This is a genomic window from Curtobacterium phyllosphaerae (assembly GCF_049341865.1).
GTDB lineage: Bacteria > Actinomycetota > Actinomycetes > Actinomycetales > Microbacteriaceae > Curtobacterium > Curtobacterium phyllosphaerae.
Map to the genome: position 1 here is coordinate 184,876 of NZ_JBMPIU010000006.1, position 18,285 is coordinate 203,160.

General features: G+C 71.5%; 16 protein-coding genes. 11 read left to right on the top strand and 5 right to left on the bottom strand.

All coding sequences use genetic code 11. The features are described from left to right. Nucleotides 1-118 precede the first annotated feature (118 nt). Complete coding sequence (gene mgrA / locus ACO0E0_RS12650; RefSeq protein ID WP_422871788.1) at nucleotides 119-1,159, bottom strand: L-glyceraldehyde 3-phosphate reductase; 1,041 nt, start codon at nucleotides 1,157-1,159, stop codon at nucleotides 119-121. 39 nt (nucleotides 1,160-1,198) lie between these two features. Further along, nucleotides 1,199-1,792: a TetR/AcrR family transcriptional regulator gene (locus ACO0E0_RS12655; protein WP_422871789.1), complete on the bottom strand. Its 594-nt coding sequence runs from the start codon at nucleotides 1,790-1,792 to the stop codon at nucleotides 1,199-1,201. Between the two features lie 267 nt (nucleotides 1,793-2,059). Here ACO0E0_RS12655 and ACO0E0_RS12660 point away from each other — a divergent pair, with 267 nt between their 5' ends. The 5 genes from ACO0E0_RS12660 (at nucleotide 2,060) to ACO0E0_RS12680 (ending at nucleotide 7,972) form a co-directional block, all read left to right on the top strand. Then, on the top strand, nucleotides 2,060-3,232 hold the full coding sequence (locus ACO0E0_RS12660; RefSeq protein ID WP_422871790.1) for a peptidoglycan DD-metalloendopeptidase family protein: 1,173 nt from the start codon (nucleotides 2,060-2,062) through the stop codon (nucleotides 3,230-3,232). Between the two features lie 225 nt (nucleotides 3,233-3,457). After that, nucleotides 3,458-4,645: a zinc-dependent alcohol dehydrogenase gene (locus tag ACO0E0_RS12665; RefSeq protein ID WP_422871791.1), complete on the top strand. Its 1,188-nt coding sequence runs from the start codon at nucleotides 3,458-3,460 to the stop codon at nucleotides 4,643-4,645. Beyond that, nucleotides 4,642-5,661 (top strand): NAD-dependent epimerase/dehydratase family protein, encoded by a 1,020-nt coding sequence (locus tag ACO0E0_RS12670; protein ID WP_422871792.1) that lies wholly within the window; start codon nucleotides 4,642-4,644, stop codon nucleotides 5,659-5,661. The genes ACO0E0_RS12665 and ACO0E0_RS12670 overlap by 4 nt, the downstream gene beginning before the upstream one ends. A 131-nt stretch (nucleotides 5,662-5,792) precedes the next feature. Further along, nucleotides 5,793-7,259, top strand: coding sequence for a hypothetical protein (locus tag ACO0E0_RS12675; protein WP_422871793.1), 1,467 nt, complete (start codon nucleotides 5,793-5,795; stop codon nucleotides 7,257-7,259). 5 nt (nucleotides 7,260-7,264) lie between these two features. Beyond that, on the top strand, nucleotides 7,265-7,972 hold the full coding sequence (locus ACO0E0_RS12680; RefSeq protein ID WP_422871794.1) for a pentapeptide repeat-containing protein: 708 nt from the start codon (nucleotides 7,265-7,267) through the stop codon (nucleotides 7,970-7,972). Nucleotides 7,973-8,106: 134 nt separating this feature from the next. On the opposite strand, the gene ACO0E0_RS12685 is transcribed toward ACO0E0_RS12680, so the two are convergent. Then, nucleotides 8,107-8,700 carry a TetR/AcrR family transcriptional regulator gene (locus tag ACO0E0_RS12685; RefSeq protein WP_422871795.1) on the bottom strand — a complete coding sequence of 198 codons (594 nt, stop codon included), beginning with the start codon at nucleotides 8,698-8,700 and terminating at the stop codon, nucleotides 8,107-8,109. A gap of 147 nt (nucleotides 8,701-8,847) precedes the next feature. Here ACO0E0_RS12685 and ACO0E0_RS12690 point away from each other — a divergent pair, with 147 nt between their 5' ends. Both ACO0E0_RS12690 and ACO0E0_RS12695 read left to right on the top strand, forming a co-directional pair. Next, complete coding sequence (locus ACO0E0_RS12690; RefSeq protein ID WP_422871796.1) at nucleotides 8,848-9,489, top strand: TetR/AcrR family transcriptional regulator; 642 nt, start codon at nucleotides 8,848-8,850, stop codon at nucleotides 9,487-9,489. Between the two features lie 66 nt (nucleotides 9,490-9,555). Further along, the gene (locus ACO0E0_RS12695; RefSeq protein ID WP_422871797.1) at nucleotides 9,556-12,249 is read left to right on the top strand and encodes an MMPL family transporter; all 2,694 of its coding nucleotides are present in this window, start codon (nucleotides 9,556-9,558) and stop codon (nucleotides 12,247-12,249) included. Between the two features lie 945 nt (nucleotides 12,250-13,194). Here the strand turns inward: ACO0E0_RS12695 and ACO0E0_RS12700 are convergent. Then, entirely contained in the window at nucleotides 13,195-14,187 is a 993-nt protein-coding gene (locus tag ACO0E0_RS12700; protein ID WP_422871798.1) for an NAD(P)/FAD-dependent oxidoreductase, read from the bottom strand. 66 nt (nucleotides 14,188-14,253) lie between these two features. Between ACO0E0_RS12700 and ACO0E0_RS12705 the strand changes: the two genes are divergently transcribed. The 3 genes from ACO0E0_RS12705 to ACO0E0_RS12715 all read left to right on the top strand — a co-directional run bounded on the left by ACO0E0_RS12705 (nucleotide 14,254) and on the right by ACO0E0_RS12715 (nucleotide 17,201). Then, entirely contained in the window at nucleotides 14,254-14,865 is a 612-nt protein-coding gene (locus ACO0E0_RS12705; protein WP_422871799.1) for a helix-turn-helix domain-containing protein, read from the top strand. A 118-nt stretch (nucleotides 14,866-14,983) separates the two neighbouring features. After that, complete coding sequence (locus ACO0E0_RS12710) at nucleotides 14,984-16,738, top strand: MDR family MFS transporter (protein ID WP_422871800.1); 1,755 nt, start codon at nucleotides 14,984-14,986, stop codon at nucleotides 16,736-16,738. A gap of 1 nt (nucleotide 16,739) precedes the next feature. Further along, entirely contained in the window at nucleotides 16,740-17,201 is a 462-nt protein-coding gene (locus tag ACO0E0_RS12715; RefSeq protein ID WP_422871801.1) for a MarR family winged helix-turn-helix transcriptional regulator, read from the top strand. Between the two features lie 3 nt (nucleotides 17,202-17,204). Here the strand turns inward: ACO0E0_RS12715 and ACO0E0_RS12720 are convergent, their stop codons facing one another. Then, nucleotides 17,205-17,423, bottom strand: a complete 219-nt coding sequence (locus tag ACO0E0_RS12720) for a hypothetical protein (protein ID WP_422871802.1) — start codon at nucleotides 17,421-17,423, stop codon at nucleotides 17,205-17,207. Nucleotides 17,424-17,544: 121 nt separating this feature from the next. On the opposite strand from ACO0E0_RS12720, the gene ACO0E0_RS12725 reads away from it, so the two are divergent. Beyond that, the gene (locus ACO0E0_RS12725) at nucleotides 17,545-18,222 is read left to right on the top strand and encodes an HAD family hydrolase (RefSeq protein ID WP_422871803.1); all 678 of its coding nucleotides are present in this window, start codon (nucleotides 17,545-17,547) and stop codon (nucleotides 18,220-18,222) included. Nucleotides 18,223-18,285: the final 63 nt, after the last annotated feature.

Genomic DNA, 18,285 nt, shown 5'->3' on the forward strand with positions numbered 1-18,285 from the left:
CGACGCACTGACGGCCCACGACGCACTGACGGCCCACGACGCCGGACGGGAGGCCCCACCCGCGTGACCGACGCCGGTCACGCGGGTGGGGCCTCCCGTCCGTCAGCCGTCGGTGGGCTCAGACGTCACCGACGCGCGCACCCGCCCACAGGTCGACCCCGGCGGCCTCGACGGCGTGCTCGTCGATCGTGCGGAGCTCGTCCTCGGTGAAGGACAGGTTCCCGAGCGCGGCGACGTTCTGGTCGACCTGCTCGACCCGCGACGCGCCGATCACGAGCGACGTGACGCGTTCATCGCGGAGCGCCCACGCGAGGGCGAGCTGCGCGAGGGACTGTCCACGGGCGGCCGCGATCTCCGACAGCGCGCGGAGGTGTCCGACGACCTCCTCGGTGATCACCGACGGGTCGAACGAGTCGCCCTTCGACGCCCGCGACCCCGCCGGGACGCCATCGAGGTACTTGTCGGTCAGCAGCCCCTGTGCCAGCGCGGTGAAGCCGATGACCCCGGCGCCGACCTCCGCCGTGGCGTCGAGGAGTCCCTCGGTCTCGATCCAGCGGTTCAGCATCGAGTACGACGGCTGGTGGATGAGGAGCGGCGTCCCGAGGTCCCGGAGGATCGCGGCGGCCTGCCGGGTCCGCTCGGCGTCGTAGGACGAGATCCCGACGTACAGCGCCTTGCCCTGCTGGACGGCCGTGTGCAACGCGCCCATCGTCTCCTCGAGCGGCGTCGACGCGTCGAGCCGGTGCGAGTAGAAGACGTCGACGTGGTCGAGACCCATCCGCCGCAGGGACTGGTCGAGCGAGGCGAGCATGTACTTCCGGCTGCCGCCACCCTGGCCGTACGGGCCGGGCCACATGTCCCAGCCGGCCTTCGTCGAGATCACCATCTCGTCGCGGTACGGGCGGAAGTCCTCGCGCATCAGCCGACCGAAGTTGACCTCGGCCGCACCGTACGGCGGGCCGTAGTTGTTCGCGAGGTCATGGTGGGTGATGCCGAGGTCGAACGCCCGGCGGCTGATGGCGCGCTGGGTCTCGAACGACCGGTCATCGCCGAAGTTGTGCCAGTAGCCGAGGGAGAGCAGCGGGAGGTCGAGGCCCGAGCGACCGGAGCGGCGGTAGGGCATCGAGTCGTAGCGGTCAGGTGAGGCGACGTAGGTCATGGGACAAGCTTGCCCGGGATCGACCGCGGGTGTGACCGCTCAGGGTGCGGGTGTCGCCGGCGGTGCGTACGCCGTGTTCCACCCCCACCGGAACCGTGCCACCGCCCGGTCCCACGTCGGCAGCAGGTCCGTCACCGCGCCGAGGGCGTGCTGCAGCTGGAGTCCCTCGTAGAGCGCAGTGAGCTGGTGCGCGGCGGACGCAGCCGACATCGTCCGCGGCTCACGGTGACCGATCACGTCCCTCGTCAGGAACAGTCCGACGTCCTGCACGAACGCGTCGTACTGCTGCCGGTACCAGCCGCTCGCCGGGTAGGTCGGTTCGGACGCGGCGACGAGCACCGCGAGCCGGACCCGGACCATCGCCGGGTCGGCGGCTGCGTCCTCGAGCATCGCTCGTAGGTAGGCGACGGTGCCGTCCTGTTCGGCGACCGAGCGCAGCGCTCGCCGCGACGCACCCTGCCACCGGTTGACCACCGCGACCACGAGCAGTTCCCACACCGGGAACGCCCGGGACACCTCCGCGACGGGCACACCGGCGCGTTCGGCCACCGTCTCCGGGGACACCGACGCGAACCGCTCCCCGCGGAACGTCTCGATGGCAGCGTCCGTGATCGTGCTCCGGAGCTCCGTCAACCTCGTTGCGTCGTCCACTGCTGCGCCCCCGCTCAGTGCGCCGATCCTGATCTGGTGACCCCGGCGACCCCGTCGGCATCGGCGGCATCGGCGCTGGTGAGGATGCTAGCCGGATCGCCGGTCGGATGGGTCGCGACCTCCTCCGCCTGCACAGCTCCCGCGTCGCGGCCAGCCCCCCGAGGTGGGACTGCCGTTCGTCCGCGGCTGCGACGAGCATGCTCTGACGGGCCCCACCGGGTCGCGGGAGACCAGCAGGGGACCACCACCATGACCACGACGCGCACACCTCGGACGCTCGTCCTCCTCGTCGCCCTCGTCGTGAGCATCGTGCTCACGGCGGTGGCGCTCGTCAGCGGTGTCCCCGCGCAGGCGGCGCCGGCACCGTACGTCGGGAGCGTGCCAGCCGGGACCGTGCTCGTCGGCGGGAGCGTCGTGACGTCGCCGAACGGGCAGTTCCGGCTCACGGCGCAGGGCGACGGCAACCTCGTCATGTACGGCATCGGGAACCGGGTGCTCTGGGCGAGCAACACCTCCACCGCGACCGGGGCCACGTTCGTCCCGCAGGCGGACGGCAACCTCGTCATCTACCGCGGGACCGGCGCCGTCTGGTCGACCGGGTCGAGCGGCCGCGGTGCGACGGCGCTGGTCGTCAATGACGACGGCGACTTCGGGATGGCCCAGGGCAACGGCGGGACGGCGTGGCACGCGAGTGCGTTCCAGGACCGGGTGGCCGCGGGGCAGGTGCTCCTGCCGGGCACGACGCTCCGCGCGGCGGCGAACAGCGGCATGCGCCTGTCGATGCAGCCGGACGGCAACCTCGTGCAGTACGACGGCGCCACGGCGGTCTGGTCCACGGGGACCTCGCGGTTCCCGGGGTCGACGGCCGCGGTGCAGACCGACGGCAACCTGGTGGTCTACGGCCCGGACCGCCGAGCGGTGTGGGCGAGCGACACGAGTCGAGCCGGGGCCGGGCAGCTGCTGGTGCAGGTCGACCGCAACGTGGTCCTGTACGGCGCATCCGGGGCACGGGCGTGGTCGAGCCGTCCGGTCGCCGGGCTGCGGTGGCCGGTCGTCAGCCAGCGGATCACGGGTCGGTTCGGCGACGACCGCGGCGTCGGACACGTGCCGCGCTACCACGAGGGCACCGACGCCGGGGTGGGCACCGGCACGACGGTCTTCGCGTCCGGGACCGGCACCGTGACGACCACGGTCATCGGCAACGCGACCTACGGCAACTACGTCGTCGTCACGTACGGGCTCACCACCGTCCTGACCGCGCACCTCAGCGCGATCTCGGTCACGCCGGGCCAGACGGTCGCGCTCAGCACGGTTCTCGGCGCCTCCGGGGCGACCGGCCAGGTGACCGGACCCCACGTGCACGTCGAGACCCGGGTGAAGGGCGTCCTGGTCGACCCGTTGTCGATCCTGTCGTTCCGGTGACGACCTGACCGCGTGCCCGAGCGCGGGGGCGTGGCGGTGCGCTGCCCGAGCGCGGGGGCGTGGCGGTGCGCTGCCCGAGCGCGGGGGCGTGGCGGTGCGCTGCCCGAGCACGGGGGCGTGGCGGTGCGCTGCCCGAGCACGGGGGCGTGGCGGTGCGGGAGCAGGCCAGTGCGTGAACAGGAGGGTGCCGGGCCGACTCGGAGCAGCCCGGCGTAGTCAGGCCCCATGCGAGCACTCACATGGCAGGGCACCGAGAAGGTCAGCGTCGAGACGGTCCCGGACCCGACGATCGAACAACCGACGGACGCGATCATCCGGATCACCTCCACCGCGATCTGCGGCTCCGACCTGCACCTGTACAAGGTGCTCGGGCCGTACCTCGACAAGGGCGACGTCCTGGGACACGAGCCGATGGGCATCGTCGAGGAGGTCGGGTCCGCCGTCTCCCGGCTCAAGGTGGGCGACCGGGTCGTCATCCCGTTCAACATCGCGTGCGGCCACTGCTGGATGTGCGAGCGCGGGCTCCAGTCGCAGTGCGAGACCACCCAGGTCACCGAGTACGGCTCCGGCGCGTCGCTGTTCGGCTTCTCCAAGATGTACGGCCAGGTCCCCGGTGGCCAGGCCGAGCTCCTCCGCGTCCCGCTCGCCGACAACAACCACATCGTCATCCCGCCGGAGGGTCCCGACGAGCAGTACCTGTTCCTCAGCGACATCATCCCGACGGCCTGGCAGGGCGTCGACTTCGCGAACGTCCCCGAGGGCGGCACCCTCGTCGTGCTCGGCCTCGGCCCCGTCGGCCAGTTCGCCGCCCGGATCGGCGTGCACCGCGGGTACCGGGTCCTCGCGGTCGAGCCGGAGGCCGTCCGACGTGCGATGGCGGAGCGCCACGGGGTCGAGACGTTCGACATGCAGGACGACATCGCCGACCGGCTCCGCGACCTGACCGACGGTCGCGGCCCCGACGGGGTCGTCGACGCGGTCGGGATGGAGGCGCACGGCAGCCCCGCGGCGTCGGCCATCCAGACCGTGGCGGGGCTCCTCCCCGACAAGCTCGCGCAGAAGGCCTTCGAGACCGTCGGTGTCGACCGGCTCGCGGCGGTCACCACCGCGATCGACGTCGTCCGTCGCGGCGGCACGATCTCGCTGAGCGGGGTCTACGGCGGGGTCGCCGACCCGATGCCGCTCAAGACGATGTTCGACAAGCAGATCACCCTCCGCGAAGGGCAGTGCAACGTCCTCCGCTGGATCGAGGACATCCGCCCGCTCGTGGAGGACCCCGCCGACCCGCTCGGCACCCTCGACCTGACGACGCACCGCGTCGGACTCGATGCGGCACCGCACATGTACGAGGTCTTCCAGAAGAAGGAGGACGGCTGCGTGAAGGTCGTGCTCGACCCGGCGATGACGACATGACCAGGATCGCGGTCATCGGTGCGACCGGCAACGTCGGCACCGCGGTGCTCCGGCGGCTGCACCGGGAGCCGGACGTGCAGATCGTCGGCGTCGCCCGGCGGATCCCCGACCGGGCCGTCGCACCGTACGCGGACGTCGAGTGGCACAGCCTCGACGTCTCGCTGCCGACGGCAGCCGATTCCCTCGTCCCGGTCCTCGACTCGGTCGACGCGGTGATCCACCTCGCGTGGGCGCTGCAGCCGACCCACGACATCCCGGTGCAGTACGCCACGAACGTGGACGGCACCGCTGCGGTGCTCGACGCGGTGGCGCGGGCGGGCGTCGCGCAGGTCGTCGTCGCCTCGAGCGTCGGTGCGTACCGGGCGGCGGACAAACGGCTCCGCGTCGACGAGTCCTGGCCCGTCGACGGCATCCCGACGGCGACCTACAGCCGACACAAGGCCATCAACGAGGCCGTGCTCGACGAGTTCGCGGCCGCACACCCCGACGTCGTCGTCACGCGGCTCCGGCCGGGACTCATCTTCCAGCGGGCCGCTGCCGCCGAGATCCGCGGGCTGTTCCTCGGCCGGGTCGTGCCCATGCGGATCGTCGAGTGGATCCGCTGGGCGGTGCTGCCACTGCCCGGGCCGTTCGTGTTCCAGGCCGTGCACGCCGACGACGTGGCCGAGGCGTACTGGCTCACCGTCGCCGAGCGCGCTCCCGGAGCGTTCAACATCGCCGCCGGGCCCGTCATCACACCGCCGCGCATCGCCGCGGTGCTCGGGATGCGGCGCGCGGTCCGCATCCCGCTCGGGTTGCTCCGGGGCATCGTGACCGCGACGTGGCGACTGCACCTGCAGCCGACCGACGCGGGGTGGATCGACATCGCGGCCGGTGTCCCGATCATGCGCACCGACCGGGCGCGGCAGGAACTCGGATGGGAGGCGCGCCACACGTCCGTCGAGGCGCTCGCCGACCTCGTCGCCGGGTTCCGGGACGCCGCCTCCGAGCCGGCGTCGGCGCCGCTGCGCGGCTGACCTCCAGCTGCGGAGTCGGCCGTGTCGGGCGCGTCGGCGCACGATCGGCGGTCCCGGGGAGTTTGCTGGACGGAGGGCGTTCGTTCCACGCGCCCGCACGCGATCCGGCCGACGGCCCCAGGAGGACCACGATGAGCGATCCCGACGACGACCGACGCCCGATCCCGGCGGACGGTCAGCACGACGAGCACCGCGGGGACGCTGCGGCGGACGCTGCGGCGGGCGACCAGCAGGGCCAGCGCGACGGCGACCAGTACGGCGGCGGGCACGACGGCGGCGAGCAGCACGACGGCGGGCACGACGGTGGCGGGCACGACGGCGGCGAGCAGCGTGACGTTGCGCGGTACGACGAGCGTCCGGACGCCGAACCGCCGGTCGAGCCCGGTTCCGACGAGTCCGTCCCGGCCGACCGTCCCGCGGTCGACCCTGCCGATGCACCGAGCGGGGTGTCGGCGGCCGAGCGCGTCGACGACGGAGCGCACGACGCCGGGCAGCACGACGCCGCCCCGGACGAGGTCGCGGCTGCGGACCCGGACTTCGGCTCGATCGAGCAGCAGGCCGGAGACGACTCCCTCGCGGCCCCCGGCACACCGCCACGCACGATCGACATCGACGACCCGACCGCGGACGAGACCCGGCCGAACCCGATGGCCGACGCTCCCGACGTCGTGGAATCCACCGACGCGCGCGATGACCAACCGACCGCGGCGTACGACCGCCTGCCGGCCGAGGCTGCCGCCCCTCCACTCGTCGAGCCGGCACCACCGGAGCCGACGCGCGCGATGCCGATCGGTCCCTACGACCCGCTCGACGAGCCGACCCCCGCACCGTCCAGGCAGGACGAGCCGGTCGCGGACGACGCCCAGACCGCCCGGTACCCGGCTGCCGCGCCCCTGCCCCCGGTCGGAGCGCCGGTCGTGCCGCCCACCGCGGCGCCCGCCACCGAGCACCAGGACTCGCTCCACTCGTACTTCCCGGAGGACGCGCAGGACGGCACGACCGCCGCGGTCCCGTCGGGTCCCCTCACGCGCGAGGAGATCCTCGACCGGCAGAAGGAGTCGTTCTCCGGCTTCAAGTTCGGGTCCGCGTTCTTCGGAGCGATCGTCACCACGGGTGTCTTCGTCATCCTCAGTGCGATCGTCGGCGCCGTGGTCGTCGGCCTCGGGCTCCGGTCCGGTCGGCCCATGACGGCGAGCAACGGCGACCTGTCCGTCGAGGCGATCGTCGGAGCCTCGATCGTCGCCGTGGTGCTGTTCCTGGCGTCGATGGCCGGCGCCTACGTGACCGGACGCATGGCGCGGTTCGCGGGCGTGAAGCAGGGCCTCGCCACCTGGTTCTGGGGCATCCTGTTCGCGGTCCTGGCCGGCCTCTACGGCTGGTACCTCGGCGCCGACCGGACTGGCTCGTTCATGGGACGCGGCACGACCGGCGCGGACATGGACCTCGGGCGTCAGCTCGACGGCGGAGCCTGGTGGGTGGGCGTCGTGGCGATCGTCGTCGTCCTCGCCGTGACGCTCCTCGGCGCGATCGCCGGTGGCGCCCTCGGCATGCGGTACCACCGCAGGGTGGACCGCGCCGGGTTCGAACCGCTGGTCTGAGTGCGATGGCGAGCACGGGCCGGATGCGGTCCGGTGGTGTCCGGGCGCCCCGCCACGACCGGGTCGACCCGCAGCGCCTCCAGTCGGGGCTCCCCGGTGGATCGCTGGACGCGCCCGCCGGACCGGCCGACCTGCGTCCAGGTGACGTGCTCGAGCGGCGGGACGTCGGCGATCTCGACGTCGGCGGACGCGTCCTGACCGAGCTCGACATCGAGGAGTGCGCCATCGGCGTGCTCCGGGCCGACGCTGCCGACCTCCGCGGGCTGCGGATCCGCGACGCCACCATCGGCGTCCTCGACACCCCGGTGCTGCGCGCCCCGGGGTCGATCTGGCGCGGTGTCCGGGTGGCCGCGGGTCGGGTCGGGTCGGTGGAACTCCACGACGCCGTGCTCGACGACGTCCGGATCGTCGGTGCGAAGCTCGGGTTCGTCGACCTCCGCACGTCGACCATCCGCGACGTCACGTTCGAGGACTGCGTGATCGACGAGCTCGACCTCGGGTCCGCACAGCTCGAGCGCATCGCGTTCCCGGGCTGCCGGATCCGCGAACTGACCGCGTCCGGGGCTCGGCTCCGCGACGTCGACCTGCGCGGCGCGGACATCTCGGTCATCGCGGACGCTGCGCAGTTGCGCGGTGCCGTCCTGGACCGCGAGCAGGTCCTCGCGATGGCCGCGGCCCTCGCACGGGCGGTCGGGATCGTCGTCGAGGACTGACCGTGCCCGGGGCGGGGACACCCGCGTCCAGACCCGCGGCACGCCGCCCGGACCCGCAGCACACCGCTCCGACCCGCGCCAGGCCCCGCGGCACCCTGCGCTCAGCACCGGGTTACCCGCGCCGGCGAGCACGCCTACAGCTCGGCTGCGACCTCGACCCATCCGCGGCGCAGGGCTGCGACCCCCTGGTCGAACGCGACCTCGATGGGGACGTTCGGGACCAGGAGCGACTGCAGGCGGAACCCGTCGTAGAGGGCCAGGAGCTGACGGGCCGCGTGCTCCGCCGACACGGCGGAGACCTCGCGCCCGGACGCGAAGTCGCGGACCAGGGACTCCCGGATGGTGGTCGCGAACCGGTGGTAGATCTCGCGGTAGTAGGCCGCACCCGGCGAGTGCGGGTCGGTGGCCGCGCCGAGCACACCGGCGATGAGCTGCATGAGCTGCGGTTCCCGGGCGAAGGTCGCGACGAGGGCCTGCAGGTAGGCGACCGTGCCCTGCTCCGTGGCGATCGGCAGCAGCGGGTCGGTGAGCGCTCCGCCCCAGCGGTCGACGACGGTGGCGGTCATGCTGTCGCGGCTCGGGAACTGGTCCTCGACCACCGGGACGTCGACCCCGGCGAGCTCGGCGACCCGTCGGGACGAGAGCGCCGTCGGTCCGCCGTCGATGACGCAGATCACCGCCGCGTCGATGATCCGCGCGCGGAGCTGGGCGGTGGCGTGGGGGTCCATGCCTGTCATTCTGTCAAGGGATCGAGGTCCGCGTGGCACCGGCCGGTCCGGTGACGGTTCGTGGATGACGGTCGGCGGGTCACCCGTGCCTGAGAGTCCTCCGAATCAACGTGCACGACGTGCATCGTTGCACTTAGTGTCATGAGGGTGACCAGTCCCGCGCTCGACCGTCGTGCCGCCCTCAAGGCCCGGCACCGTGACGCGATCGTCGACGCCGCGCGCGAGCTGGTCGACGAGCGTGGCGGGCCCACGTTCACGGTCGACGAGCTCGCCACCCGCGCCGACGTCGCACGGCGCACCGTCTTCAACCACTTCACCTCACTCGACGAGATCATGCTCACCGTGTGCGAGCACGCCCTCTCCGACGTGGTCGACGCGTTCCTCGCGCGCATCGACCGGACGCCCGTCGGCGACGGCAGCCGTGCGGCGATGTTCGACGAGATCGCCTCCGCGATGCGCGCGAGCGACCTCGTCACGGCGATCAGCACCATGGTCCGGATCCTCGGCAAGCCCGAGAAGACCGACGACCGCGCCGGAGCGCTCACCCAGTCCGCGTTCGCCCGGGTCAGCGGTCGTCTGCTGGCCGAGGTCGGCCGCCGGCACCCCGGCGTCGACGCGCTCGACGCAGAGCTGCTCGTCGACTCCCTGATGGGCGGTCTCGTCGTCATCGCGAGTCACTGGGTGGAGACGACGAACGGCATGACCGGCACCTCGGCCCGCGCCGCCTGGGACACGCTCCTCGATCGCCTGATCGTGAGCGTCCGGACCGGGTACCTGCCCGAGCACTGACAACCCCTGGGGTCCACCGGCGCACCCCGTCACCGCGATCAGCATCACCGAAAGGAACGGACCCGCATGGCCGGTCTCCTCTACCGACTCGGACGGTTCGCCGCCCGGCGCCACTGGCTCGTCATCGTCAGCTGGATCGTGATCCTCGGCGTCAGCGGCGGCACGTACGCGCTGTTCGCGGGCACGATCTCGTCGAGCATCAGCATCCCCGGCACCGCCACCGAGAAGGTCCAGAACCAGCTCGCGGACAAGTTCCCGAAGGCGGACGGCGGCTCCGGCACCCTGGTGTTCGAGACGAAGGACGGCAAGTCGTTCTCGGCGAGCCAGAAGGCCGACGTCAAGACGTTCCTCGACGGTCTCGCCGACATGAAGGGCGTCAAGAACGCATCCGACCCGTTCACGCTGCAGCAGCGGATCGACTCCCAGCGCAGCAAGCTGAGCAACGGGGAGTCCCAGATCACGGCGGCCGAGCAGCAGATCGCGGACGCGCAGTCGAAGCTCGACGCCGGCAAGCAACAGCTCGCCGCTGCGCAGTCCCAGCTCGACGCGCAGAAGGCCCAGGCCGAGGCGGCAGGTGGCGCCGCGGCGTCCGCCGCTCAGGCACAACTCGCCGCCGCTCAACAGCAGCTCGACGCGCAACAGGCACAGATCACCTCCGGACAGCAGCAGATCGACACCAACACCGCGAAGCTGCAGGACCAGAAGCAGCAGCTCTCGCAGGGTGCGGCGCTGCTCGACCTGTCGAAGAACATCCGGTTCGTCTCGAAGGACGGTTCCGCCGGTCTCGCCACCGTCCAGTTCACCAAGTCGACGTTCGAGGTCCCGCAGACGCTGAAGACCGCGATCGGGGCCAAGGCCGACGCGGCCGACATCAGCGGCGTGGACGTCTATGTGTCGAACGACATCGCCCAGGGCGTCCCGAGCGTCCTCGGCCCGGGCGAGGTCGTCGGACTCATCGTGGCGGCGGTCGTCCTCGTCGTCCTGCTCGGCACCGTGCTCGGTGCGGCCCTCCCGCTCGCGAGTGCGATCCTCGGCGTCGCCGTGGCGTCGCTCGCAGCGCTGTCCTTCTCGAGCCTCGTCCAGTTCATCTCGGTCACCCCGGTCCTCGGGGTGATGCTCGGGTTGGCGGTCGGCATCGACTACTCCTTGTTCATCCTCAACCGACACCGGACCCAGCTCAAACAGGGCATGTCGCTGCACGAGTCGATCGGCCTCGCGAACGGGACGTCCGGGAACGCGGTCGTGTTCGCGGGGGCGACGGTCATGATCGCCCTGCTCGCCCTGAACATCACGGGGGTGCCCTTCCTCGGCCTGATGGGCACCGTCGGGGCGGTCGCGGTGTTCGTCGCGATCTGCGTCGCGATCTCGTTCACACCGGCGATGGCCGGCCTCGTCGGGATGCGACTGCTCCGCCGGAAGGAGCGCGCCGCGATCGGCACGACCGGCGCCGTCCGCGTGCCGAACACGCCGATGCCCACGTGGCGCGCCCTCGTGACGCTCGTGGTCGGCATCGCGGTGCTCGGCACGATCGCGCTCCCCGCGATGCACATGCGCCTCGGACTCCCCGACGGCTCGTCGGAAGCCACCGACTCCAGCCAGTACAAGGCGTTCAAGGTCGCGGAGGAGAAGTTCGGCGGGGGTCAGAACGGCCCGCTCGTCGTCGTCGCGGACATGCCGAAGGACGTCGCGGAGTCGGACGTCACCGCCCGCGAGGTCACGATCGGTCAGGCCATCGCGAAGCAGGACGACGTCGCTGCGGTCGCACCGATCGGCGCCTCCTCGGATGGTTCGGTCATCGCGTTCCAGGTCGTGCCGAAGTCGGGCCCGTCGAGCGTCGGCACCGAGCAGCTCGTCAAGGACACCCGCGACCTCACGGTGCGGACCGACGAGGGGACCGTCACGCTCGGGGTCGCCGGCAACGCCAGCGCGAACATCGACGTGTCGGAGAAGCTCGGGAACGTGCTGCCGCTCTACCTCGTCGTCGTGGTCGGGTTGTCGCTCGTCATCCTGATCATCGTGTTCCGGTCCTTCCTCGTCCCGATCACGGCGACTGCCGGCTTCGTCCTGTCGCTCCTCGCGGCCTTCGGCGGTCTGACGGCGATCTACCAGTTCGGCTGGCTCAGCGCGGTGTTCGGGGTGCACGACCCCGCCCCGATCCTCAGCTTCCTGCCGATCCTCGAGGTCGGGATCCTCTTCGGGTTGGCGATGGACTACCAGCTGTTCCTGGTCTCCGGCATGCGCGAGGCGTACGCCCACGGCGCGTCGGCCAAGGTCGCTGTCCAGCGCGGACTGCACGCTGGCCGGGCCGTGGTCACGGCCGCGGCGATCATCATGATGTCGGTGTTCTCCGGGTTCGTGTTCTCCGACTCGTCCACGATCCGGCCGATCGGGTTCGGGCTCGCCTTCGGCGTCCTGGTCGATGCGTTCGTGGTCCGGATGCTCCTGATCCCGGCGGCGATGCACCTGCTCGGTCGGTCGGCATGGTGGTTCCCGAAGTGGCTCGACCGCATCGTGCCGGACGTCGACGTCGAGGGAGCCGGGCTCGAGCGAGCACATCCGAGCACGGCCACCGGCTCGACGCCGACGGCCACGGGCGCCCCGCAGGACGCGGTCGGGCACGGCTCGCACGCGGCGGACGTCCCGGTCGACGAGCCGGCCGCGACGTCGCCGCACCCGCACCACGGCGCGCACGCGGCCGGTGCCGAGGGGCCTGCCACGACGGGGCCCACCCCGCACCACGGCGCGCACGCGGCGGAGTGAGCGGAGCAGCCTGCCCCGCGCAGGTCGCGACGTGACCGCACGGGAGGCGCGACCCGCCCTGACAGGTGAGTCGCGCCTCCCGTGCGTGGTCCGGCCGTGCTGCCCGCGTGCATCGCTGCGGTCGTGCCGCGCCCGTCGAGCTCGTGACCCCGCTCGATGCATACGCACGAGGCGACATCCCGTGGCTCGAGCGACGTCGCATACCCCACGCGATGTCGCTCGATGACCACGTACCGGATGCGTCCGCATGGAGCGACATTCCGTGGCTGGAGCGACGTCGCTTATCCCACGCAATGTCGCTCGATGCACGGTCATGGAGCGACGGGTGCCTCTCCACGGAGCGACGGAAGCGGCAGGTGCGTCCGCATGGAGCGACATTCCGTGGCTGGAGCGACGTCGCTTATCCCGCGCAATGTCGCTCGATGACTGGTCATGGAGCGACGGGTGCGACTGCGCGCAGCGACGGGCGCGGCAGGTGCGTCCGCATCGAGCGACATTCCGTGGGTAGAACGACGTCGCATACCCCACGCAATGTCGCTCGATGACCACGTACCGGATGCGTCCGCATGGAGCGACATTCCGTGGCTGGAGCGACGTCGCTCATCGCACGCGATGTCGCTCGATGACTGGTCATGGAGCGACGGGTGCCTCCCAATGGAGCAACGGGTGGCTCCGGCCGGAGCGACGGGTGCCTCCCAACGGAGCAACGGGACCGACGGGAGCGGCAGGTGCGTCCGCATCGAGCGACATCCCTCGGCTGGAACGACGTCGCACACCCCACGCGATGTCGCTCGATGCAAAGTAGTGGAGCGACCAGCGAAACGAGATCATCCCTCAGGACTATTGCCCGGGCATCCGACCTGTGGGAATCTCAAGCCGCACCTGTCGAGGGCCCGGGTCTGGACGTCGAGTCCATGGGGGGACGTCCAAGCCCGGCCCCGCAGGTCATCCGGCCGGGACGGCGTCCCGCAGGGCCAGCTCGACGTCCTCCGCCACGAGGTCGGCGTGGACCTGGGCGCCCACCCCGGTCCCTGCCGCACTCGCCGCGATGACGATCGTCGCCACGTTCGTCGGGTTCCCCGCGGCCCAGACACCGCGCACCGAGGTCTCCCCGGTGGGCCCGGTCGGCAGGACGCTCCCGAACCGCGCGCCGTTCACCACCTGGTCCTCCGGCTCGAGTCCGAGCCCGGCGAGGAAGTCGACCCGAGCCTCGACCGTGCTCGACGCGGCGAGGGCGTCCACCTCGACCAGGCGTCCGTCCGCGAGCTCGACGGCGGTCAGTACGTCGTCCGTCGACACGACCCGCGCGACGGGCCCGTCGACCACGACGATCCCGCGCACGTCCAGACGACGTCGCGCATCGTCGTCCAGGAGCGCGGGATCGGTCGCGAACACCGTGACGTCGTCGCTGAGCTGGCGGAACAGCTGCGCCTGGTGGACCTGTATCGCCGACGTCAGCAGCACACCGATGCGCCGGTCGCGGACCTCCCACCCGTGGCAGTACGGGCAGTGCACGACGCCGCGGCCCCACTGCTCGGCGAGCCCCGGGACGTCGGGCAGCACGTCGACGGAGCCGCTCGCCACGACGAGGCGACGGGCCTCGACGACCCTGCCGCTGTCCAGGACCACCCGGAAGGCCGGTCGGTGGTCCCCGTCCGCGGTGTCCGCGCGCACGGCGGACGCGGCCACGACCCTCCCGTCCGCGATCTCGACCCCGTACCGCGTGACCTCGGCACGCCCGATCCGGGACAGCTCCGCCGGCGCGGTGCCCTCCTGCCCCAGGTAGTTGTGCACGCCTGCGGCCCGCGCGTTCCGCGGGTCGCCTGCATCCACGAGGAGGACGGAGCGGCGGGACCGCCCGAGGACGAGGGCTGCACTGAGGCCGGCGGCACCGCCGCCGACGACCACGACGTCATGTCGGTCTGTGTTCTGTTCCATGCGCCCACTGTGGGCGTCTTGAGAACAGATCGGCAAGTGCATTTGCCACCCTGGCAAGATGGGGCCATGCACGGACAGGAGGCGCAGCCCACCCCAGCCACGACCGATGCGGTCATCGACGCGGTCGGCCCGCGACTGCGCGCACTCCGCTCCCGCCGGGACACCACCCTCGCGGAGCTGTCCGCGCAGACGGGCATCTCGGTGAGCACGCTCTCACGCCTGGAGTCCGGGCAGCGTCGTCCGACCCTCGAACTCCTGCTGCCGTTGGCCCGGGCCCACCGCGTGGCGCTCGACGACCTCGTCGGTGCCCCGGAGACGGGCGATCCGCGCGTGCACATGCGGGCGAGGACCCACAACGGCATGACGATCGTGCCGCTGACCCGGCGCACCGGCGGTGTCCGCGCGTTCAAGCAGCTGTTCCCGCCGCACTGGCCCGGCGGTGAGCCCATGGCGAACACCCACGAGGGCCACGAGTGGATCTACGTGCTCTCCGGCCGACTGCGCCTCGTGCTCGGCGGCCACGACTTCGACCTGGTGGCGGGGGAGGTCGCCGAGTTCGACACGCGGACGCCGCACTGGATCGCGAACGAGACGGACGCGGTCGTCGAGGCGCTCTGCCTGTACGGGCCGCAGGGGGAGCGCGTGCACGTCCGAGCCGCCCCCGCACCGCGGAGGTAGTTCATGCAAGCAACCAAAGTCGTTGACATAGATCAAGTAATGGGTGCATAGTTGACGTAGATCAACCAACGATGCAGCGTGGCATCGCTCCGCCCTCTCCCGAGACAGGTCATCACCGATGTCACACACCGCCACCGCGCCGTCCGAGGCCAGCGCGTCCGCCCCCGCGTCGACGGACACGCCGGCGAAGATGTCGCACCGGCAGGTCCTCGAGGCGCTCTCCGGGCTCCTCCTCGGCATGTTCGTCGCCATCCTCGCGTCCACCGTCGTCAGCACGTCGCTCCCGCGCATCATCGGGGACCTGCACGGTGGCGAGTCCGCGTACACCTGGGTCGTCACCTCGACGCTCCTCGCCACGACCGTCACCACACCGGTCTGGGGCAAGTTCGCGGACCTCTTCGACCGGAAGCTGCTCATCCAGCTGTCGCTCGTGGTCTTCGTGCTCGGGTCGGCTCTCGCCGGGTTCTCGCAGAACCCCGGCACGCTCATCACCTTCCGCGTGCTGCAGGGCATCGGCGCCGGCGGCCTGACCGCGCTCAGCCAGATCATCATGGCCGACATCATCAGCCCGCGAGAGCGTGGCCGCTACATGGGCCTCTTCGGTGCCGTCATGGCGGTCGGCACGGTCGGCGGTCCGCTCTTCGGCGGGTTCCTGACCGACGGTCTCGGCTGGCGCTGGAACTTCTTCGTCGGCGTCCCGTTCGCGATCGCCGCGATCGTCCTGCTGCAGCTGACGCTGCGCCTGCCGAAGCGTGCGGCGCGGAAGGTCTCCATCGACTACCTCGGCGCCACGCTCATCGCCGGTGGCGTCTCGTTGCTGCTCATCTGGGTCACCCTCGCCGGCTCGCAGTTCGGCTGGGCGTCCCTCGTCACGGTCCTGATGGTCGGCGGCGCGGTCGTCGCACTCGCCCTCGCGGTGGTCGTCGAACTCCGCGCCGAGGAGCCGATCCTGCCCATGTCGCTGTTCCGGAACCGCACGTTCTCGCTCGCGGTCGTCGCCAGCATCGTCATCGGCATCGCGATGTTCGGCACCTCGGTCTACCTCGCGCAGTACATGCAGCTCGCCCGCGGTGCGACGCCGACCGAGTCCGGGCTCCTGACGCTCCCGATGATCGTCGGCCTGCTCGTGTCGAGCACCGTCATCGGGTCGCTCATCACCAAGTCCGGCAAGTGGAAGCGCTACATGGTCGGCGGGACGGTCTCGCTCGCCGTCGGCATGGCCCTGATGAGCACGATCGCGTACGACACCGCCTACTGGATCGTCGCCGTGTTCATGTTCCTGATGGGGGCCGGCATCGGCGCCGTCATGCAGAACCTCGTCCTCGTCGTGCAGAACACCACGGAGACCCGGAACATCGGCTCCGCGAGTGCGGGGGTCGCGTTCTTCCGGTCACTCGGCGGCACGCTCGGCGTCTCCGTCCTCGGCACGGTCCTCGGGTCGCGCATCACCACGCTCCTCGGCGACCGACAGGCCGACCTGACGCAGGCGATCTCCTCGCTCGGAGCCCGGGGCGCGGTCGTCGCGAAGGAACTCGCCTCGGGATCGATCCCGAACGTCGCCGAGCTGCCCCGAGCGGTCCGGATCATCGTCGAGTCGGCGTACGGCACGGGGGTCGCGAACGTGTTCCTCGTCGCCGCACCCGTCGCGCTCATCGCCATCGGCGCGGTCGCACTGCTGCCGAACCGGGAGTTGACCAGCCAGACGGTCGCGGAGCGTGCCGCCGAGCAGCCCGGCATCGACCCGGCGTCGATCGCCCCGGGGATGCCCACGCAGTCGAGCGTCTCCGCACCGGTCGCCGACGCCGGTGACGATCCGCAGGACGACCGTCGCGATTCCCAGCCGGTCCCGGCCGGTCGTGCGTCAGACTCCTGAGATGACCACCGAACGGCCGGCCACCGACGAGGTGACGGGCGCAGACGTCGACCGGCTCGAGGAGGAGTTCGTCATCCTGTTCGAGGCGTACCGACTCCGCGCGCGGGACTACGCCGCACGGATCGACCCGCGACTGCAGCCCTCCGGGTTCCGGACGCTGAGCGTCCTCATCCACCAGGGGTCCTGCGGCGCGAAGGGTCTCGCAGACATGCTCGGCTACGACAAGAGCGTCCTGAGCCGCCAGCTGCACCAGCTCGAGGAACTCGGTCTGGTCGAGCGGGCCCACGACCCGAACGACGGGCGGGCCGTGGTCCTCACGGCGACGCCCGCCGCGATCGCCCGGGTCGGACAGCTCCGCGCCACCGAGCGCGGCGACTTCCGGGCACGACTCATGGAGTGGGACCCGACCGACCTCCGCGAACTCGTCCGGCTCCTCGGCGCACTCCGGGCGATGCGGGCCTAGGTCCTACTTCTCCTCGAGCTTCAGCGCGACGCCGAGGGCCATGAACGTCGGGGCCCAGTGCCCGATGAAGATGCCCCAACGGTCGGACTGCGCCTTGTCGTCGCCCTTCTTGCCGCGCGACACGGCCCATGAGAGCAGTGCGAGGGCGATGGATGCGAAACCGGCCGTGTAGGCCCACTCGCTCTTGAAGCCGAAGCTCGAGATGTACTTGACGGGGTTCATGGGGAACACCTTCCTGGTCGTGTACCGCCGATGATGCTCGGCCGACCGACAGCGGCGCACAGCCATCGCCGGAATCCGTACCCCGTGGTCGGCCGGTGTGCGGGGCGGGTTGGCTGGGGCGATGGCCGATCACCCCCGCACCGCCGTCCTGTTCGACATCGACGGCACCCTCGTCGACCCGAACTTCCAGCACGTCGACGCCTGGCGACGCGCGTTCGACGCCGTCGGGGAGCAGGTCGACGCGTGGCGGATCCATCGGCTCATCGGCATGGACGGGTCGATGCTCCTCGAGGAGCTCCTCGGGACGAGCGAGTCCGACGCCGCGCAGCAGGCGAAGGCGTACCAGACGGCCTACTTCGCCGAGCACCTCGACCGGCTGCACCTGCTCCCGGGGGCGCGCGAACTGCTCGGCGAGCTGAGCGACCGCGGGCACGCCGTCGTCCTCGCCACGAGTGCGCCGGAGAACGAGCTGAAGACCCTGCGCGGGCTGCTCGGCATCGAGGGGGCGCTCTGGGCGGTCACGGGTGGCGACGACGTCGAGGCCGCGAAGCCCGATCCCGGCATCGTCCAGAAGGCCCTCGAGCAGGCCGGTGTCGACGCGGACCACGCCGTGATGGTCGGGGACGCGATGTGGGACGTCCGTGCCGCCGCGAGGGCAGGCGTCCGGTGCATCGGGGTGCGGAGCGGCGGGGTCGCGGACTCCGAGCTGACCGATGCCGGCGCGATCGCGGTCTACGACGACCCGGCGGACCTCCTCGCGCACCTCGGCGACAGCCCGCTCGGCAGCCTGCGACCGTAGGTCGCCGACGCGACCACCCGCCGGACTGGAGGGACGGTGCCAGGCTGCACCGTGCCTCCAGTC